Here is an 18,258-nt window from a genome sequence, read left to right on the forward strand (position 1 = left end):
GCAGGCCAGTGTGAGCCATAGGCCCAGGCTCACACTGGTGCCGAGCCCAAATGGGCAAAAAGATCCTTGTTGCATGGGTTTGGAGGAAATGCTACTAGCCCTAACTATATGCACCTGAATAGTGGCAAAAATGTGACGGGGCTGGCGCTGCCCGCATTGTCACCTTTATTCAGCAGGTTGCTCAGGAGGTGTGAATTCTCCTGTAAAGCCACCCTAGTATTGCAAGGCAGCTTCCCACTAAGGGACTCGCAAGAAAATAAGGTACCAATTGCCACCTTGCCTATTGGTGCATTGCTTCGCGTGGGCGAAGCCGCGCCTTAGCGCTATGCACCCTACCAGTGCTCAACGGTTCCGGTACTTTATTTAGACGCATAGACGCACGTCCCTAACCCCGCTGGGGTGAGCACATTGTCCACACGCCCTAATCGGGATCCTGCTTGAAGCGTCGGGGCGATCGCCGCTGGGCGGGCGGCACTTGCTCTAGATACCAGCGCCGCCACATGCTGGAAGTGCGTAGGGCCAGCCACAACAGTAACAGGGCAATCACCCCCCCCTGTCGGGGGGCATCAAAGGCAAATAGGACGAGACAAATACAGAGAAAGTCTTGCAGAAAAATGATCCATAAGGGCGGGGTCCGCACACGATAGAACCAACCGAGCTGCACAAGCTGCATGACCAAGGCCAGCAGTCCCCCCAAGATTCCCACAACCCAGACGATCAGCCCCCCCTCTAGGTCCATAGTGCGGGCCAGGGCAATGCCGGTAATCGCCCCGACAAAGGGACTAAAGAGCAGTTGTACCGTGGGGAAGAGCCGCCGCAGAGGACGCTCCTTCGATAACATCAACTCCATCACTGTCCAGCCCACTAATACCCCCAGTACTACTCGGGGCGATATGTGAGATAGAAGAGGGACGTTGGACCAGAGTCGATCTCCAGACAAAAGCCCAATTAACAGCAGCGGTAGGGCTAAACGAAACCCACTAGCCGCCGAGATAGACAAAATCGCCAGCAGCTCTGTGATAATCACGATCAAATCAGGCGGACTGTGTTGTTATGAAGAGAGCAGTTGATTCTGATTGTAGAGGGGAAAAATTCCCTTTGCTGCTGAGATGCCCTACTTCATAATTCCACCTTAGGCGATGTCTTCACCCAAATCTTCCTGGCAGCAAGAACTCAAATCCCACGCTTGGATTTTAGGCACCCTGGTAGCCCTGCTGTGGGGCATTCAGATTGTCAATGACTTGATTTTTAATGGCGGCTTGGCTCGCTATGGCATCATGCCCCGTGCGGGAATCGGGCTGCGGGGGATTGTGTTTGCCCCTTTTCTCCATGGCAATTTTGGCCATCTAATGGCCAATACCATTCCCCTCGTTACTCTGGGATGGTTGATCCTGCTGCAAGAAGTTGGGGATTTCTTGATCGTATCCCTGGTGGCCATGGGGGTGAGTGGCCTTGGCACCTGGCTGATTGGCGCTCCGGGCTCGGTCCATGTGGGGGCTAGTGGGGTGATATTTGGCTACCTGGGTTTCTTGCTAATGCGGGGCTGGTTTGAGCGCAGCATTAGCGCGATCGCACTTTCCTTGGTCGTCCTGATGTTCTATGGCAGCTTGGTATGGGGCATCTTCCCCAACCAACCTGGCGTCTCCTGGGAAGGACACCTCTTTGGCTTTGTGGGCGGTGTTCTAGCGGCTCGACTAATCGCTAAGCGCTCCATCACTCCCTAACAGAACCTCCTGCCCAATTACCTGTGCTACGGATTCAAGGGCAGGTAGCCCAGGCCCAGACAGAAGAGGAACGACAAGCGCGCTTGGATGCGATCGCACCTCTGCACCAAATGGGTCTCACCCCAGAGCAGATTGCCATTGCCCTAAACCTAGCCCTCGCCGCTGTAGAGGAGCATCAACTCAAAGCGGGACAAATCTCTTGGGGAGGAGTTAGGAGTTAGGAGCCAGAATCTAGGAGATTACTGGATTCTGACTCCTGACTCCTGAATTCCTCGGAACCAATATTGTCTCGGCTTACGTTGATACCCCTGTAGAGCACAGCCTTATCTCTGGTGAATAGACCAGGGCAGAGCCTCCCAACGGGCTTTCGTGGCGGAGTCCACGTCATCCACTGGATTAGGCTAGGCAAGATAGGCAAGAAAAAACCAGCTTCCTGAGACTTTCAGGAAGCTGGTTGTCAGTGATTCTCTCAAGAATCCATCTGAAACAATTAGGCGATGCGTTGACGGCGGGTTGCGATCGCTAATCCTCCCAGCGCCAGCAGCCCCAGCGCCGATGCAGGCTCAGGTACGCTCTCGGGATCCTCAGGAATTTCCACACGGGGAGGAAGCTTGCCGACAAAGGCCATGCCATCGTTGATGCATTCAGCCAAGATATGGGCGATGAAGTCGCCATCAGGTAGGAGGTTACGGTCGAAGCTGAAGCCAAAGGTATGGGTACCGACAGCACCAAAACTACCAAAGTTCAGGGTAGATAGCGCCGCCGCATCCAGTAGATTGATTCCCCCCAGGAAGTCGCCTGAGGCAATAGAGTTCACCAACGTATGCTTTTTATTAACCCCATCGCCAAAGTAAGCGTCGGTTTGACCGAGGTCAGCCATATTAGCACTCCCACCTGCCTTTATGACCGCGTTTTGATGGTGGTTCAAGTGGTCGAAGCCAGCATTTTGCCCAGCCACGTTCTTACCCGTCACGTTGCCATAGAGCCCCAACTGGGTTACGCCAGAGTCGCTGTTTTCGACAAACTTGACGGCAAAGAGATCCCCATTGGCAGCGGTGAGGTTATCCCCCGTGAAGTTGAAGAAAAAATCTCCATACTTAATCACGCCATTGCTGGCTCGACTGTCCGTAGCCCCTGAGATGGGGTTGAGGTTGGAGTTGATCGCGACAAACACGCTATCTGCCGTAGCCTGAATGGCCATAGCATAAAATTCGAAGCGGCTTTGTGCCCCCACTTTGCCATTGCTGTCATGACCATCAGTGAAGGAGTCAATGGCATAGTCCCAACCTTCGGCGGTTTGGGCGTGACCAGGGGCGACACCTAGGCTGAGGGCTGTAAGGGTCAAGCCCGTAGCGAGTAGGGCAGTCTGGGTCAGAAATCGCATGGATGTTGCTCCTATGAATTGAGGCGAAAGGTAGTTACTGAGAACCACAAGAAACGTATGGGTTGACTTTGAACTGCGGGACTATGGTGCCTCGTAAGGACACCGGCATCATGGGAATGACTGCGTATACTTACGTGGGGCTACGTACTTTTTTCGCGTCTCAATGCTTGCAGTACCAAAGGAGTTGCACCTGAACCTACGTTATCAATCGTTCCCATCCATGTAAATTTCAATACCTCAGATTTCATCAAACCCTTACACATCACCGGGGTATTGTGAAGGTGTTGGGGTCCAGAAAACTCTCTCAACGAAAAAAAAGCGCCCCCGAGGGGGCGCTTTTTAAGTCATGGACTGAGTCAGAGACTAGGGCGTGTGGAAAATTAAGGAGGAAATCTTTGCAGCTTAGACATGACCACGCCCGCCCTACTGAATCAAACTAGGGGCTCTAACCGGCCCATAACCAGGAATCTGGCTTCGATTGTCCACAACCCCTAGCCGATGAGTTCAGGAGCCTGAGCCGCAGCTAGGTCCAGAGGGAAGTTGTGAGCATTGCGCTCGTGCATCACTTCCATCCCCAGGTTGGCGCGGTTGATTACGTCAGCCCAGGTGCCAATCACACGACCCTGAGAGTCGAGGACAGACTGGTTGAAGTTGAACCCGTTCAGGTTGAACGCCATGGTGCTGATACCCAAGGAGGTGAACCAGATGCCGATGACGGGCCATGCACCTAAGAAGAAGTGCAAGGAACGGCTGTTGTTGAAGCTGGCGTATTGGAAGATCAAACGACCGAAGTAGCCATGGGCGGCAACGATGTTGTAGGTCTCTTCTTCTTGGCCAAACTTGTAGCCGTAGTTCTGAGATTCGGTTTCGGTGGTCTCACGCACTAGGCTGGAGGTCACCAAGGAACCGTGCATGGCGGAGAATAGGGAACCACCGAATACACCCGCTACACCCAACATGTGGAAGGGGTGCATCAGAATGTTGTGCTCTGCTTGGAACACCAACATGAAGTTGAAGGTGCCGGAGATACCCAGGGGCATACCGTCGGAGAAGGAGCCTTGACCCAAGGGATAGATCAGGAACACTGCGGAAGCCGCTGCTACGGGAGCAGAGTAGGCGACGCAGATCCAGGGGCGCATTCCTAGGCGGTAGCTCAGTTCCCATTCACGACCCATGTAGCAGAAGACGCCGATGAGGAAGTGGAAGATGACGAACTGGTAGGGGCCACCGTTGTACAGCCACTCATCTAGGGAGGCAGCTTCCCAGATGGGGTAGAAGTGCAGGCCAATGGCGTTGGAGGAGGGAACAACAGCTCCGGAGATGATGTTGTTGCCATACATCAGGGACCCGGCGACGGGCTCACGGATGCCATCGATGTCTACGGGGGGAGCCGCGATGAAGGCGATGACGAAGCAGGTGGTGGCAGCGAGCAGGGTGGGGATCATCAACACGCCGAACCAGCCAATGTATAGGCGGTTTTCGGTGCTGGTCACCCACTGACAGAACTGCTCCCACAGGGAAGCGCTCTGTTGTTGTTGCAGGGTTGTGGTCATGATTAAAAAAGTAGTGCGGTTACTTGAACTAACGGTTGCCTGACCCCAAGGGGCTGGGCGGATGGGTTATGTATGTCTAAATATTAACTAAACTGTTGCGGATTGTAAAGCATTGTTCACATTTTCCTGATCCTTCCCCCCGCTCTGGCCTGCCGCTTATACACATCATCTCTGCGCAGTCAGATTCGGGCGAATCCCCCGCTATACCCCAGTCTTAATCGATCGCACTGCTGCTACCCTGCGTCGGAATGGAATACCGCCGCTCATGGCGACCGTCCTCTTGGGTCTACACGTTGAAACGGAAGAGCATCACATCCCCTTCTTGGACAACGTACTCCTTGCCCTCACTGCGTACCAGCCCCTTTTCCTTGGCAGCCCCCATGGAGCCGAAGGTGACGAGATCTGAGTAGGCGATGGTTTCGGCGCGGATGAAGCCGCGCTCGAAGTCGGTGTGGATGACTCCGGCAGCTTGGGGGGCGACCATGCCAGCCGTGATGGTCCAGGCGCGGGTTTCCTTGGGGCCGGTGGTGAAGTAGGTGCGTAGTCCCAGGAGCTCATAGGTGGCGCGGATGAGGGACTGGAGGCCCCCTTCTTCGACGCCCAGGGACTCTAGGAAGTCAGTACGCTCCTCCTGGGAGAGGTCCACCAATTCGGCCTCGACTTGGGCGGAGACAATGACGACTTGGGCCTGTTCAGTGGCTGCGATCGCACGCACCTTTTCCACCCAAGCGTTGCCTGTGGCGAGGTCATCTTCGCTGACGTTGGCGGCGTAGATGACAGGCTTGCGGGTGAGGAGCCCCAGGGGTTTGATCAGCAGTTCCTCCTCTAGGGTGAGGGAAATTTGGCGGGCGGATTGGCCTTCGTTCAAAGCGGGTAGTAGTTTTTCAATCGCCTCCACCTCTGCCTGGATCTCCTTATCCTTCTTGGCTTGCTTGCGGGCACGATCGAGGCGCTTTTCCAACTGAGCCAGATCCGACAGGGCCAGTTCTAGATTGATGATTTCCGCATCCCGCGCCGGGTCGATAGAACCTGCCACATGGATAATGTCTTCATTCTCGAAGCAGCGCACCACATGGACAATGGCGTCCACTTCCCGAATATTAGCGAGGAACTGGTTGCCCAATCCTTCTCCCTGACTGGCACCCTGCACCAGTCCAGCAATGTCTACAAACTCGACGCGGGCCGGGACGATCTCACTGGAGTCGGAAATCTGGGCCAAGACCCCTAGGCGCGGATCAGGAACCGCCACTATCCCCACGTTGGGCTCAATGGTACAGAAGGGAAAATTTGCTGCCTGGGCTTTGGCATTGGCCACCACGGCGTTGAAGAGGGTGGATTTTCCGACGTTAGGTAGCCCAACAATTCCGGCTCTGAGCATAGCGATCGCACGGGTAAAAAATTTGAGGATAAACCTGGCCTAGACCTTTTCCAGCATAGGAGAGCTGTGGAGTAAACGGTAGTCGGAGTCCGGTGCTATCCTTTGGTGTCAGTTCTCAAGGATGGGGCATGAATAGGATGGGCAAGGTCGGCACAATTGGGCTATTGATGGCAGTGACGGTGGGCCTGTCGGGTTGTAATGGCTTGCTTCAAGCCCTCGGACTGCGCCCTGGCAATTCCCAGGCAGAAAATAGCGAGCGCATCGGCACCCAGTCCCTCAATACCACCGATGACGGCAACATTTTGGTGAATGAGACGGCGGGGATTCAGATCACCCTTCCTGCCTCTTGGCAAGAAGATGAGCGTCTGCACAATTCGGCAGAGCTTCAGGCTTCAGACCCAACTAACAACCTCTATATCATTGTGTTGGCAGAAGATGAGCGTGCGCTTCAGCGCTTTGGCCTGAGGGAGAATGCCGAAACCTACCGCAATATTCTGATCCGTAACCTGCAAGCCTTTGAGGGGGGAGATGCCACTGATGTGGCCTTTGTGGGGGACAATTTCGCCACCCAGCATGAGATCCGGGGCCAGGTTCAGGCGGGGACGCAGGTCGTCTATCTTCACACGACGGTGCTGACGGAGAATCGCTATTACCAGATTGTGGCCTGGTCTACGCCGGACCAGTACAGTTTTTCCAGGACGGAACTGCAAACCATTACCGAAAGTTTTCGGGAAACCTCAGGCAGTTAATCGCCAGGTGGATGAATTTTTGGGCGGGATCTTGATCGTGGATGAATTTTTGGGCGGGATCTTGATCAACGGTGGGCGATGCCCACCCTACGCTTAAGCTTTCATTGGCAACACTGCTTTTTTCGTTCCCTCGTTAACCGCCAAGAGCATCGTCGGGGTACAGGTGTGACGTAATGTGGCCTAATAGAGTAGAAACCCCCTGCAATCCTTGGAGATGATGAAACAACTGCGTTGGCGGCATTGGTTGGGATGGGCCGCGATCGCCCTGATCCTTTGCATCGGCTGGCTGGGCCTCGGCAGTCCAGCCCTAGCAGGGCTGGAGGACGATCACTACGATGGCAACATTTTCGCCCTCTATGCGGGCAATGGCTCCCTGGTACCGCCCCGGATTGCCCTGTCCCAATCCATACGGGAGGGGAGGCCAACGCTGCTGGTGTTTTATGTGGACGATAGCGCCGACTGCAAGCGATTTTCCTCGGTGATTTCCCAGCTCCAGGCTCCCTATGGCCGGGTTGTGAACTTTATTCCCCTGATGGCGGATGCGATTCCGGTGCAGAAAGACTATGAGCCCACGGAGGCGGGCTATTACTTCCAGGGTGTTGTACCCCAAACGGTGGTGCTAGACGGGGACGGTACTGTGCGCTTGAATGAGGCGGGTCAGGTCAGCTATGAGGCGATTGACGATGTCATGCGGGAGATCTTTGATCTGTTACCGCGATCGCAGTCGGAAGAACTCCGCCGCCGCCCCATCAACGAAGTCAATAGCGAACTGGTGGAAATGCGCTGATTCTGCGGATTGCCTCCCGGTCAGGGCTACCCCTACCCCAAGTTGAGGGGATCGATATCTATCGTGAGACTGACGCTGGTGGGACAATGCTGGCCCAAACCCGTCAAGTCTGGTAGGGGAGCTGCGATGGTCATTGACGTAGCCGCCCCCAAGGGGCTAGACCGGCCCTTTGGGGCCATTGCACCTTTGAGCAATAGGTGCCAGCGGTAGCGCCGCGCCACCCGTAAAATCGGAGCCGGGGCCGGACCCAAAAGGGACCATTCTGGTGACAGTTGGGGTCGAAGCAGCGCCGCCAACTGATCCGCAGTTTTTTCCACCAGGACCGGATCGGGACTCGTGATCCGCAATAGCACCAACCGTCCCAGGGGAGGATAGGAGAGCGCCCGCCGCTGGGCCAACTCCGTTTCAATGAACGCCGTCACCGACTGACGCTGCACCGCCCCAATTACCGGATGCTCTGGAGTATAGGTCTGCAAAATCACCTGCCCCGGTTGCTCCCCCCGCCCCGCCCGCCCCGCCACCTGGGTCAAGACTTGGAAGGCCCGCTCACTGGCCCGATAGTCTGCCATGTAAAGCAACCCATCAGCGGCGACAATACCCACCAACGTTACCTGGGGCAGGTCAATACCCTTGGTGAGCATTTGCGTCCCCACTAGCAGATCTGCCTCCCCCTGGGCAAAGCGGGTCAGCAGCGCCCGGTGAGATCCCTTCGTCCGCGTCGTGTCGCTGTCAAACCGCAGAGGCCGCAGCCCCGGAAACTCTGCCTGCAACGCCTGCTCCACCCGCTGGGTACCGCTGCCAAAATGCTTCAGATAGGGGGAACCACAGGCAGGGCATAGGGGCGGCTGGCTCTGCCCATAGCCGCAGTAGTGGCAGCGCAGGGTAGAGGTGCCGTCCGCATAGGGCAAATGGTGAGACAGGGATACATCGCAGTGAGGACACATCATCACATGGCCACAGGCCCGACAAGAGACAAAGCTACTGTGGCCCCGCCGATGAATGAACAGAATGCCCTGCTCTCCCGAGCCTTCTAGGGTTTCCAGAGCCCTGCGCAGGGTGCGACTAAAGATAGACCGATTTCCCGCCTGGAGTTCCTGACGCATATCCACCACCGTAATCGGGGGCATAGGGCGAGCGTGGATCCGTTCAGGCAAACAGAGATAGTGGAGATCCGTAGGGTGGGCCGTGCCCACCATTTCCATGCCCTTTTCCCCACCCGTAGGGTGGGCACCGCCCACCGTGCCCTTCTCCCCACCCATAGCAGGAATCGTAGGGTGGGCACTGCCCACCCATTCTGGTGCAGTCCCACGGTGAACATCGTCCTCCCTGCCCTTATTCTCCCCCCTCGGCATCCCCATCTCCGATGGCTGAACCGCCACCCAACTTTCCAAAGAAGGGGTAGCGGAGCCCAAAACCAGGGGACAGGCGTCCAATTTTGCCCGCCAGTAGGCCACGGTGCGGGCGTGATAACAGGGGGCAGGCTGATCCTGCTTAAAGCTGGAATCGTGCTCTTCATCCAAAATCACCATGCCTAGGCAGGGCAGGGGGGCAAACACCGCCGATCGCGTCCCAATCACCACCTGGGGATCGCCACTAAGCATCTGTCGCCAAGCGTCATAGCGCTCCCCCTCCGACAGGCCGCTATGGTACACACACACCCGTTCCCCAAACCGTTGACGAAAGCGATCGGTGAGTTGCGGCGTCAGGCCAATCTCCGGCACTAGCACCAAGGCGGATTGCCCCGCTACCAATCGAGGTGCGATCGCTTGCAAATACACCTCAGTTTTCCCTGAGCCTGTCACCCCATGGAGCAGGGCCACCTCACCGCCCCCCAACTGGCTGAGTCCTGCCAGGGCCGTTTGCTGATGCTTCGTGAGAGCTTTGGGCCGATCACTAGCTAAGTCCGGTTGCTGGGGCTGGCGCAGTACCTCCCGTTCTTCTAAATTCAGGTAGCCCTTGGCCGCCAGCGATCGCAATGTAGCACTGGTGGTACGGCAATATTGCAGTGCCTCTTGCAACCAAAAATCCCCACCCCGCCGCTGGAGCAATCGCAGCACTTCTTGCTGGCGCGGAGTTAGGTCTTCAATCCCCGACATTCCCGCCACCACGGTCACGGCCTGACGCCGTTTAGGCCGGGGCGGTTGGGGTAGGGCTAGATAACTCTCCACCCAACCCCGCTGGGTCAGGTGGTGAATGCCTCGGGCGGCACCGGGGATCTGCTGACACAGGTATTGCCAGGTGTAATCGCCACTGGGGGATCGCTGGAGCTGCGTCAGCACCGCTAGGGCTGCTGGGGGCAGGTTCTCCCTAGCCTCAGCCAGGGGATTCTCTAGATCGGCAACGGAAACAGTGCCGGTCAAGCGGACACGCCGCTGCGATCGCGCTAGCAGTCCCGGTGGCAGTGCCGTGCGAATCACCTGCATCAGGGGTGTTTGATAATAGTCCGCAACAGTTTCCAGTAACTGCCAATAGGTGGGAGAAAATACGCCGGGGCTGATCACCGCCCCCACCGCCTTTACCTCACGGTGGGCTAGATCGGCAGACACCTCCGCTACTGTCCGAATTGCGATCGCGCCCACCTGCTGATGTCCAAAGGGCACACTGAGAATATCCCCCGCCGCAATGGACAGATCCGGTGGAACGCCATAGGTATAGAGCCCCTGCACCCCAGGACAGTCCACTAGGACTTCAATCCAGCGAGGGGCCGTCTCCGTCGTGATGGTGGTCTCCGCAGTCGTGATTTTCCTTCCCCCGTACACACAAAACCGCCCCTTAGTTTAACGAGCCCACCCACTCCCCACCCACTTCCTGACCCTGGACCAGTCCTATCAGTAATAGTTCTCTTTAATTCTTGAGCCCTAAATGACGATAACCTTAGGCTTGCTAGTTGACTTATGGCCCCAGCTAAATGAAAATGTATCCCAACTAAGAAAAAATTTCCCATGGCCTCGTATCCCAATGCTGACTTGAGGGCCGAACTCAACGCCCATGGCTATCGCCTCACGCCGCAGCGCCAAAAGATTCTAGATATTTTTTGCACTTTGCCCCAGGGTCGCCACCTGAGTGCAGAGGATCTCCATTCAGCCCTAACCCAAACCGGGGAGCGCATTGGCCTCTCCACCGTCTACCGCACCATTCACCTCATGGTGTACATGGGCATGTTGAGGGAGTTGGAACTGGCGGAAGGGCACAAGCACTACGAACTCAATCGCCCCCTGCGCGACCATCACCACCATCTGGTCTGTGTCTACTGCAACCAGACCCTAGAATTTTCGGAAGACCAAGTGGATCAGGTAGGGGAGAAGCAGGCCAAGTCTGTCGGGTACTACATCCTGGACTGCCAACTCACCCTTTATGGCATCTGCCCCAACTGCGATGTTCAAAAACCAGTCCTTTAGAGGACATCGCACCCAGCGCTCGATGTGATGTGCCATCCAGCGAACTTACCCAGAGCGCACCAGATCCATCCTGCTTTCAGATCTGATCCCAAACCTCGGTCATAGACCTCCAATTTGTGGTGCATGGGGACGTGGTGCCCGCAAACGGAATACGCCCAGAAAGTGCTGTAACCCTTTAGTTGCAAGCCTATTCCAAAAATATGAGATTTTATTCCCTGATTCTTAATGGGAATTTATTGCATTAAGCTCAAGGCCGGATATACTGAACCCAAGGCTTGTTGAATCTTCTTCTCAATTAGCAAGGGGGGTATTGCCGACTGGGTAACCCTCCGTCCCCTGAACGCTGGTTAACCCCAGCCCTGTACCTCTCAATTTCAAGGAAACGTTATGGCTAAAATCGGCTTATTTTACGGCTCCACATCTAGCAAGACCGCAGATGTAGCCGAGCAAATTCAATCAGCCCTGGGTGGTGAAGCTGTTGTGGACCTCTACGATATTGCCGACGTAGAGGTCCAGCAGCTCGCCGAGTACGACTACCTGCTTATCGGCTGCCCTACCTGGAACATTGGTGATCTCCAGAGTGACTGGGAAGGCGTTTTTGATGATCTAGATGAGGTGGGCTTTGAGGGTAAAACCGTGGCCTACTTTGGCACAGGCGATCAGGTTGGTTATGCCGACAACTTTATGGACGCCATTGGTCTCCTAGAAGAGAAAATCTCCAGCCTCGGAGCTAAAACCATAGGCTACTGGCCCCTAACAGGCTACGACTTTAATGAGTCTCGCGCAGTCCGAGATGGCAAGTTCTGCGGCCTTGCCCTTGATGAAGACAACGAGCCTGAGAAGACCTCAGAACGTATACAGACCTGGGTAGCCCAAGTCAAACCTGCCCTCGGGCTTTAGGGTCTACCACAACAGATTTTCCGGCCCGCGAACGGGAAACCAAATGATGCAGTGTGTCTATGAATCGCGGGCTTTCCTCTTCCATCCACAAACTCAATTCAAAATTTATATCGCTCTCTTCTCTCTACCATTCCCTCCATTCACCCCAAACCCCATGCTCAATGCCCTTTGGCTCTCCGTGAGCCCCAGCTTGGATCGCTTTGACCAACGCCTGATTCGTCATCTCACCCGTCAAGGTAGTCTGCACCATTGGGAATACCATCAAACCCCAGACGAACCTTGCTGCCTGGAAACAGCGATAGTGCTCCTCCATGATTTTCTGAAACAGCATCATCGCCCAGTCCATCTCCTCGGGCATGGCATTAGCGGCGTAGTAGGACTGCTCTACGCCCAAAAACACCCCGAAAGAGTGCGATCGCTCACCCTCCTTTCTGTAGGGGCCAACCCCGCCATCAGTTGGCACACCCACTACTACGCCCTAAGAAATCTGCTGCCCTGCTCCCGAGACATGATCTTGGCCCAGATGATCCAGACTCTCTTTGGCCCCCAAGGTAACGCCATGACCACGGCACTGGTAGCCTTGCTTCAACAGGATTTGGACTATAGCCTCACTCCTCATTCTCTGGTCAGCCATACCTTACTGACAGTCGAAGCCATTGTCCCCCCTCTGCTGATCTGCCATGGAGGCCGGGATACGGTCCTAGACCCCAATGCCCAACTGCAATGGCAATATCTACTGAAGCCCCGCGATCACCATTGGACTTGCCTCGAAGGTAGACATTTCTTTCACTACGAATATCCTCAGCAGGTGGCAGAAACGATCCACGCCTACTGGCGGAGCCTAGAGTCCCCACCACTATCCAGTCCCATCCGGCCCACGGTTATTTCAGCTACCTCAAGGCCAAGGGAATTTTGAACCCCCATCCCGAATTTCCCAATATCAGCACCCGTCCACCAGGCAACCACCCTACGGCGGCATTCTGCATTGGGCGCGGAAACCGCGCCCCTACCGCACCCTCACATCCCATCACGGGTCACTCGGCAACAAGAGCAACCACCCTACGGCTAGTTGCTCCTCCGGAGCCGCTACGCGAACAGGGCAAGCAAGGGATTGCCCCTACGGAAAATTTAATTCAAAATTCAAAACTCAAAATTCCTGCCACCCCATCACCCCAAAACCTATCACCCGGCAACAACAGGGCGGGTTTTGAGCCTCCCATCCTGAATTACCCGCTACAACAGGGCGGGTTTTGAGCCTCCCATTTGGGATTTCCCCGTAGACACGAGCTAAACCCGCCCCTACGGGATTTACCCCATCACCCCATCACCCCAATACCCCATCACCCCATCACCCCAATACCCCATCACCCCACCCACCATGACCCCTATCCTCCACCCCAGCCTAGAAACCCCCACAATCTCCCCGGCATTGTATAGGTTCCAACGCCATCAACCCCTGTCTTCTCGAAAAACTACGCTCTGGAAAATTCACCAGGGTCTCGTCCGTACCGTTACTTGGAATGACGAAGGGAGCATCATTACCCTGGGTTTTTGGGGACCGGGGAGTTGGGTTGGCTGGGCCATTGATCAGGTTAGCCCCTATGAAATTCAGCCTCTGACCACCATTACCGCCACCACTGTCACCACCCATCAAGTCATTCCTAGCCGCAACCTGTTAGACCACCAGCAGCAGACCAATATCATGCTGGGTATCTTGCACTGCCACCGCATGGAAACTCGGTTGCTCAAATTGTTGATCTGGCTGGCACAACGGTTTGGCCAGCGTCGGAGCCACGGTATCCAGATGCAATTACCTTTGACCCACCAAGAGATCGCAGAAACCCTGGGGACGACACGGGTTACCGTTACCCGGCTGATTAATCAATTGGAGCAAAGTGACCAGATCCAATGGTCACGCCGCCATCAGTTTATTCCTAGTCACACACTGGCGATTGAGGCTGGGAATTTTTAAAGAATCCCTGGGCAAAAACAAAGCGCTGCGCTTTCTATCGGTGAAAGCCAGCGCTTCGTTATTTATAGGGGGTTTGACAATTGGGATCTATAAAAAAGCGCGATCCCTTATGATTTCCCCCTATTATTGCCTGGGTTTTAACTGTAAAGGCGTGCACATAATAATGTCTTTATGTTTCGCCATTGTCACGAAATATGAGGAGTTATCAAGTTTTGCCGTTCTATGGTAGAGACTTGAGGGAGACCCCCAAACGGTGAGAAATCCACACCTCCAGCGATCGCACGAGGGGTTTCCCAGGTAAACCGCTTACGGAACCGGCCATAGGCTCCACTAAAATCGTAAACATCCCTAGGCGGTTCCCCGCTAACACATCAGTGAACAGCCGATCCCCCACCATAGCGATCCGCTCCAAGGGCAAGTTCATGGCTTCAGCGGCACGACGCAGCTTGCGCCGAGAGGGCTTGCCGGCCCCGGTTATGTAGGGTAAATCTAACCCTTCGGCAATGCGGCGAATGCGGGCCTCATTCAGATTGTTGCTCACCAGCCACAGGGAAACGAGGGGCTTGAGTTGGGCACACCAAGCATGAACCTCTGGGGAGGTTTGTCCTTCCCGTAGGGGTACTAGGGTCTCATCCACATCCAGCACCAACCCTTGGAGCTGGTGCTGGGCGATGAGTTCAGGGGTGAGGCCCAGTATGGGCTCGCCTAAGATCAAGTCTGGCTGGAGCAGCTTCACCCAGTTCATTGGTGGTTATCCATTATTACTGTCGCCATATAGCAATCCAAATTGATTCTTGAGGTAGGAGAGGTATCTTGCCCATGCAGGCGAAACGCCTGCACTACGAGTTTTTACAACTCGCGGAGGAGCGCTATAGCTCTTACCCTGGGCCTCCCCTATTCTCCATCGATGGCATCACGAATTTGGGCTTGGGCGGCCTCATGCTCTGCCAGGGTGCGGCTAAAGACGTGGGTGCCGTCATAGCGGGCTACGAAAAAGAGATATTCCGTCTCGGGGGGATCAAGACTGGCCTCTAGGCTGGCAATACCGGGGCTAGCAATGGGAGTCGGGGGTAGACCCACATTGATATAGGTGTTGTAGGGAGAGGGGGTTTCTACCTGGGCAAAGGTCAGCGGTTGCTCAGGGGTCTGGGTAATCCCGAGGCCATATTCCACCGTGGGATCGGCCCCCAACGGAATCCCCTCTTTTAGACGGCGGTTAAACACGGCAGCAATCTGCGATCGCTCCTCCGCCACTACCGCCTCCCGCTCCACAATGCTGGATAGGGTCACCCACTCCACCAGGGAAAACGTGGAATTCGCCGCTTCATAGGCGGGCAAAGCCACGGTCTCAAAGCGCTCCAGCATCAGATCCACCACCGCTTCCGGGGTAATGGCCTCCGCTGGAAGCTGGTAGGTGTCGGGATAGAGAAACCCCTCTAGATGGGGCAAGTTCCCCGGTAGCCAAGGATAGCGGTCAGTGGGAATTTGTTGGGTGGCTTGCAAAAAATCATCGGCAGAGAAGAACCCGCGTTCCTCAAAAGCCGCCGCCATTTCTGCTCTTGTCCAGCCCTCCGGCACCGTAAAGCTATTGGTTACCACCTCCCCACTCCAAATCTGGTGAGCAATCTCCACCAAGGATTGGTTGGGAACGAGGATATAGGTACCCGCTTGGTACCCACCCTCCGGTTCTCGAAAGGCTCGCCAACGACTCCAGATATTCCAGGCAAGGCGAGAGCGGATCAGCCCCGCCACCTCCAAGTCTCGTCCGATCTGTTGCCCCGCTGTCCCTGTGGGAATCTGGATTTGGACTGGAGCCACGGCCTCATCGGCGGCGGCTCGTCCCAGAACGGGGGCTGTCGCCCAGCTCCACCAAACCCAGCCCTGCCATCCAGCAAGACCCAGGGTGATGGGCACCACCGCCAGAAAGAATATGGTTTTGGGAATCCGGGAGGTCATGGGTACAGCGTCGGCAGTAGCCACACTACTCTAAGAGATCAAACAAGGTGGCTTCCAACTCTGGTTGGAGGCGCTCAAATTCCTCGGGGGGAACTACCTCGGCATCCCCAGTGGGGGTCATGTAGGCAAAGATTAGTAGGGGATCTACAGGGGTGCAGATGGTATATTCCACATCCTGTTGAAAAAAGGTTGCCAGGATTTGAAAGTCTTCACTGGCGTCTTCATCCTCTTCATCCTCCAAATCCTCCCCCACATCTAGTGTGAAGCAGTTTTCTTCCTCGGCGTCGGGCAAATCCCCTGCCACCGTCAGGGTAATGGCGCTGCGCTGAAGATGAAGATTTTGCTCAGCTAGCACTGCCTTAGCTGTGGCGAAGAGACTATCGATGTCTTCATCTTCCACGTCCACCATCACCTCTTCCTCTCCGTCTTCATCTGTTGCCCAGGCAAAGATCTCAACGGGGGTATCAATGGGAAACAGCAGGGCATAGGGCTTGCCACCCAAATCAAAGGTTTGTTCGACTTGACAGGGCAGCGACCGCCCTGCTTCGTCGCGCAGGGTAACGGTGGAGCCTTCTTGGGCAAATTCGCTCGGTGGGGTCATGCAGAATCTCCTACGGATGGGGGCAGTGGGGTTCGGGCAGGGGCAGCAGCCCGGTGGTCAAGCCACTGCTGTAAAATCAGAGCCGCCGCCTTGCGATCGATTAGAGCCTTATGGCGGGCTGGGGATTTGCCCTCAGCCACCATCATTTGCTCGGCATGAAACGAGGTTAGACGCTCATCAACATACTCTACAGGTAGGTCTAGGGCACGGGAAAGACGCTGAGCAAAAGATTGCACCTTACGGGCCTGATTGCCCACCTGTCCATCTAGGGTGTAGGGCATGCCCACCACTAAAATTTGGACTTCGCGATCGCGGATTAATTCCCGCAACTTGACCACCAGTTCGGGGAAGGCCAGTCCTTCTAGGGTGGTCAACCCCGTCGCTAGGAGTCCTAAGCGATCGCACCCCGCCACGCCAATCCGTTTACGGCCAAGATCTAAACCCAGGGCTGAAATGGTTTCTTCCATCGGGCCGTTTGATTCAAGAATTCCAGGGAAAGGCTACAGTCCATCAAGACAATATCAGCAACACAATATCAGCAACGGCCAGCCATGCCCAATCTAGCGATCTCCCGGAGGGGAATCAGGGGGCGCATCCACAGGACCAGAGGGTGGCCCCGAACGGGAAGAGGGTCCACCCAAGCCCCATTTTGACCACCGCGATCGCCCCTGCCAGGATCCGGGCCAAGCATCAGACCAGGATTCAGAATGCCAGGACATCCGCCCCGGCATGGGCTTACCCAGGGGTTGCAAACCGGGCAGCACATCGGACAATTGCAATCCCTCTAGGGCAGCGGGTTTAGTTTCCCGGACCTTGTGCCACACCGAGCGGGCCATCATCAATGTGCGTTCTACCGGATCCGCCTGGATTTGGGTGAGGTAATCTTCCCGCTCTGGCTGATAGTCGTGGGAGGTAATGCGTAGAGAAACCGTGGGATAGCTCTGAAGGACACGGGCCATGTGGCTAATCAGTTCTGGATAAAGCCAGGTATAGGCAGGATGAACCGTTAGCTCCGCTGTGTGGGGGCGGCGACCATCGCAGCTCACCGTCAGTTCAAAACGCCCAATGGCCGCTTTGCGCTGGGGCTCAAACACATAGCCCCGGAGGCAATCGATGCGCTGCATTCGCTGCACCAAATTGGTCGTCATCCCCGCTAGGGGCTCGACCTTGAAGTCTTGGATCTGCTGATCAAACACTTGCCGTACCAAAGGAGGCATGGCGGCGGTGTCGAGTTGGTACAGAAGTTGGGCATCGGCATTGCTCACGGGCATTAAATTGGGCAAGTCCGGTTCCCGCTGGGCCTGCTCCAGCAGAATTTCTGAAGAAATTTCCCAGTAGGTGACCTGGGCTAGGGGTTGAAAGCCGTTTTGGCGGTATAGCGCTAGGGCCGAGGTGTGGTTGACGGTCACTTCCGCCAGCCACATACGGGCCTGCCAGATATTCTCAAAGCAATGGCGCAGGAGTTGGGAGCCAATGCGATCTAGGGGGCCTTCGCCGCTGGTGGGCACCACTAGGGGATTCACCACCACCCGATCCACGCGCCAAGTGCTACGGGTGCGGTTAAAGGGGGAGACCTCGATCAGGCCACAGGGGGTTTCGCCCATTTCCGCCACAAAGCCGGACCAGTTCTGATGATGGGGTAGGGCGATTTGGCCCAAATGATTCCACCAAGCCAGCCAAGGGCGCAGAGAAGGGGCCAATTGGGAATGGGTGGATTCCAGGGGATCCTCAATGCTGAGACTGGCATCTCCCCAGGCTGTGGGCCGCTCTAAATCCCGAGGGTAAAGTGGGCGAATCCGTAGGTTGGGGTCTTGGGCGTCGGAGGTGTCCGGGCGGGCCATAGGAGTTGCGGAGAT

At 55.8% G+C, this 18,258-nt stretch carries 18 protein-coding genes; 8 read left to right on the top strand and 10 right to left on the bottom strand.

Features of this window, described 5'->3' with window-relative positions; translation table 11 throughout:
• Positions 1-421: 421 nt before the first annotated feature.
• Positions 422-1,027: a DUF4126 domain-containing protein gene (locus LEP6406_RS0209940; RefSeq protein ID WP_008315398.1), complete on the bottom strand. Its 606-nt coding sequence runs from the start codon at positions 1,025-1,027 to the stop codon at positions 422-424.
• Positions 1,028-1,139: 112 nt separating this feature from the next.
• On the opposite strand from LEP6406_RS0209940, the gene LEP6406_RS0209945 reads away from it, so the two are divergent.
• Positions 1,140-1,724 carry a rhomboid family intramembrane serine protease gene (locus tag LEP6406_RS0209945; protein WP_008315397.1) on the top strand — a complete coding sequence of 195 codons (585 nt, stop codon included), beginning with the start codon at positions 1,140-1,142 and terminating at the stop codon, positions 1,722-1,724.
• A 23-nt stretch (positions 1,725-1,747) separates the two neighbouring features.
• Positions 1,748-1,945 (top strand): hypothetical protein, encoded by a 198-nt coding sequence (locus tag LEP6406_RS0209950; RefSeq protein WP_008315396.1) that lies wholly within the window; start codon positions 1,748-1,750, stop codon positions 1,943-1,945.
• 269 nt (positions 1,946-2,214) lie between these two features.
• On the opposite strand, the gene LEP6406_RS27380 is transcribed toward LEP6406_RS0209950, so the two are convergent.
• The 3 genes from LEP6406_RS27380 to ychF all read right to left on the bottom strand — a co-directional run bounded on the left by LEP6406_RS27380 (position 2,215) and on the right by ychF (position 6,039).
• Positions 2,215-3,108 carry an XDD3 family exosortase-dependent surface protein gene (locus LEP6406_RS27380; RefSeq protein ID WP_008315429.1) on the bottom strand — a complete coding sequence of 298 codons (894 nt, stop codon included), beginning with the start codon at positions 3,106-3,108 and terminating at the stop codon, positions 2,215-2,217.
• Between the two features lie 491 nt (positions 3,109-3,599).
• A complete protein-coding gene (gene psbA, locus LEP6406_RS0209960; protein ID WP_027269015.1) occupies positions 3,600-4,661 on the bottom strand; it encodes a photosystem II q(b) protein in 1,062 nt (353 codons plus the stop codon).
• Positions 4,662-4,947: 286 nt separating this feature from the next.
• Positions 4,948-6,039 carry a redox-regulated ATPase YchF gene (gene ychF, locus LEP6406_RS0209965; protein ID WP_008319149.1) on the bottom strand — a complete coding sequence of 364 codons (1,092 nt, stop codon included), beginning with the start codon at positions 6,037-6,039 and terminating at the stop codon, positions 4,948-4,950.
• Positions 6,040-6,167: 128 nt separating this feature from the next.
• On the opposite strand from ychF, the gene LEP6406_RS0209970 reads away from it, so the two are divergent.
• Both LEP6406_RS0209970 and LEP6406_RS0209975 read left to right on the top strand, forming a co-directional pair.
• On the top strand, positions 6,168-6,788 hold the full coding sequence (locus LEP6406_RS0209970; RefSeq protein ID WP_008319151.1) for a hypothetical protein: 621 nt from the start codon (positions 6,168-6,170) through the stop codon (positions 6,786-6,788).
• Positions 6,789-7,002: 214 nt separating this feature from the next.
• Positions 7,003-7,575 (top strand): thylakoid membrane photosystem I accumulation factor, encoded by a 573-nt coding sequence (locus LEP6406_RS0209975; RefSeq protein WP_051463657.1) that lies wholly within the window; start codon positions 7,003-7,005, stop codon positions 7,573-7,575.
• A gap of 32 nt (positions 7,576-7,607) precedes the next feature.
• Here the strand turns inward: LEP6406_RS0209975 and priA are convergent, their stop codons facing one another.
• The gene (gene priA, locus LEP6406_RS0209980; protein WP_008319156.1) at positions 7,608-10,334 is read right to left on the bottom strand and encodes a primosomal protein N'; all 2,727 of its coding nucleotides are present in this window, start codon (positions 10,332-10,334) and stop codon (positions 7,608-7,610) included.
• 183 nt (positions 10,335-10,517) lie between these two features.
• Here priA and LEP6406_RS0209985 point away from each other — a divergent pair, with 183 nt between their 5' ends.
• The 4 genes from LEP6406_RS0209985 to LEP6406_RS27390 all read left to right on the top strand — a co-directional run bounded on the left by LEP6406_RS0209985 (position 10,518) and on the right by LEP6406_RS27390 (position 13,845).
• Positions 10,518-10,973, top strand: a complete 456-nt coding sequence (locus LEP6406_RS0209985) for a Fur family transcriptional regulator (protein WP_008319157.1) — start codon at positions 10,518-10,520, stop codon at positions 10,971-10,973.
• Between the two features lie 387 nt (positions 10,974-11,360).
• Positions 11,361-11,873, top strand: a complete 513-nt coding sequence (gene fldA, locus LEP6406_RS0209990; protein ID WP_008319158.1) for a flavodoxin FldA — start codon at positions 11,361-11,363, stop codon at positions 11,871-11,873.
• Between the two features lie 154 nt (positions 11,874-12,027).
• A complete protein-coding gene (locus tag LEP6406_RS27385) occupies positions 12,028-12,789 on the top strand; it encodes an alpha/beta fold hydrolase (protein WP_008319159.1) in 762 nt (253 codons plus the stop codon).
• Positions 12,790-13,251: 462 nt separating this feature from the next.
• The gene (locus LEP6406_RS27390) at positions 13,252-13,845 is read left to right on the top strand and encodes a Crp/Fnr family transcriptional regulator (protein ID WP_008319160.1); all 594 of its coding nucleotides are present in this window, start codon (positions 13,252-13,254) and stop codon (positions 13,843-13,845) included.
• Between the two features lie 220 nt (positions 13,846-14,065).
• On the opposite strand, the gene LEP6406_RS0210005 is transcribed toward LEP6406_RS27390, so the two are convergent.
• The 5 genes from LEP6406_RS0210005 to LEP6406_RS27395 all read right to left on the bottom strand — a co-directional run bounded on the left by LEP6406_RS0210005 (position 14,066) and on the right by LEP6406_RS27395 (position 18,243).
• Positions 14,066-14,590 carry a YqeG family HAD IIIA-type phosphatase gene (locus LEP6406_RS0210005; RefSeq protein WP_008319161.1) on the bottom strand — a complete coding sequence of 175 codons (525 nt, stop codon included), beginning with the start codon at positions 14,588-14,590 and terminating at the stop codon, positions 14,066-14,068.
• Between the two features lie 149 nt (positions 14,591-14,739).
• Entirely contained in the window at positions 14,740-15,825 is a 1,086-nt protein-coding gene (gene mltG, locus LEP6406_RS0210010; RefSeq protein WP_263971159.1) for an endolytic transglycosylase MltG, read from the bottom strand.
• Position 15,826: 1 nt separating this feature from the next.
• Positions 15,827-16,402, bottom strand: coding sequence for a DUF3727 domain-containing protein (locus tag LEP6406_RS0210015; RefSeq protein ID WP_008319163.1), 576 nt, complete (start codon positions 16,400-16,402; stop codon positions 15,827-15,829).
• Positions 16,399-16,869 (bottom strand): Holliday junction resolvase RuvX, encoded by a 471-nt coding sequence (ruvX, locus tag LEP6406_RS0210020; RefSeq protein ID WP_008319164.1) that lies wholly within the window; start codon positions 16,867-16,869, stop codon positions 16,399-16,401. The genes LEP6406_RS0210015 and ruvX overlap by 4 nt, the downstream gene beginning before the upstream one ends.
• A 93-nt stretch (positions 16,870-16,962) precedes the next feature.
• Positions 16,963-18,243, bottom strand: coding sequence for a GNAT family N-acetyltransferase (locus LEP6406_RS27395; RefSeq protein WP_008319165.1), 1,281 nt, complete (start codon positions 18,241-18,243; stop codon positions 16,963-16,965).
• Positions 18,244-18,258: the final 15 nt, after the last annotated feature.

This window comes from Leptolyngbya sp. PCC 6406 (genome assembly GCF_000332095.2).
Lineage (GTDB): Bacteria > Cyanobacteriota > Cyanobacteriia > Phormidesmidales > Phormidesmidaceae > PCC-6406.

What these genes read in the sequence shown, in the direction of transcription:
- ruvX (WP_008319164.1), bottom strand. Translation starts at nt 16,869, where the DNA reads ATGGAAGAAACCATTTCAGCCCTGGGTTTAGATCTTGGCCGTAAACGG.
- LEP6406_RS0209975 (WP_051463657.1), top strand. Translation starts at nt 7,003, where the DNA reads ATGATGAAACAACTGCGTTGGCGGCATTGGTTGGGATGGGCCGCGATC.
- LEP6406_RS27380 (WP_008315429.1), bottom strand. Translation starts at nt 3,108, where the DNA reads ATGCGATTTCTGACCCAGACTGCCCTACTCGCTACGGGCTTGACCCTT.
- ychF (WP_008319149.1), bottom strand. Translation starts at nt 6,039, where the DNA reads ATGCTCAGAGCCGGAATTGTTGGGCTACCTAACGTCGGAAAATCCACC.
- LEP6406_RS0210015 (WP_008319163.1), bottom strand. Translation starts at nt 16,402, where the DNA reads ATGACCCCACCGAGCGAATTTGCCCAAGAAGGCTCCACCGTTACCCTG.
- psbA (WP_027269015.1), bottom strand. Translation starts at nt 4,661, where the DNA reads ATGACCACAACCCTGCAACAACAACAGAGCGCTTCCCTGTGGGAGCAG.
- LEP6406_RS27390 (WP_008319160.1), top strand. Translation starts at nt 13,252, where the DNA reads ATGACCCCTATCCTCCACCCCAGCCTAGAAACCCCCACAATCTCCCCG.
- LEP6406_RS0209985 (WP_008319157.1), top strand. Translation starts at nt 10,518, where the DNA reads ATGGCCTCGTATCCCAATGCTGACTTGAGGGCCGAACTCAACGCCCAT.
- LEP6406_RS0210005 (WP_008319161.1), bottom strand. Translation starts at nt 14,590, where the DNA reads ATGAACTGGGTGAAGCTGCTCCAGCCAGACTTGATCTTAGGCGAGCCC.
- LEP6406_RS0209970 (WP_008319151.1), top strand. Translation starts at nt 6,168, where the DNA reads ATGAATAGGATGGGCAAGGTCGGCACAATTGGGCTATTGATGGCAGTG.
- LEP6406_RS27395 (WP_008319165.1), bottom strand. Translation starts at nt 18,243, where the DNA reads ATGGCCCGCCCGGACACCTCCGACGCCCAAGACCCCAACCTACGGATT.
- fldA (WP_008319158.1), top strand. Translation starts at nt 11,361, where the DNA reads ATGGCTAAAATCGGCTTATTTTACGGCTCCACATCTAGCAAGACCGCA.
- LEP6406_RS0209945 (WP_008315397.1), top strand. Translation starts at nt 1,140, where the DNA reads ATGTCTTCACCCAAATCTTCCTGGCAGCAAGAACTCAAATCCCACGCT.
- LEP6406_RS27385 (WP_008319159.1), top strand. Translation starts at nt 12,028, where the DNA reads ATGCTCAATGCCCTTTGGCTCTCCGTGAGCCCCAGCTTGGATCGCTTT.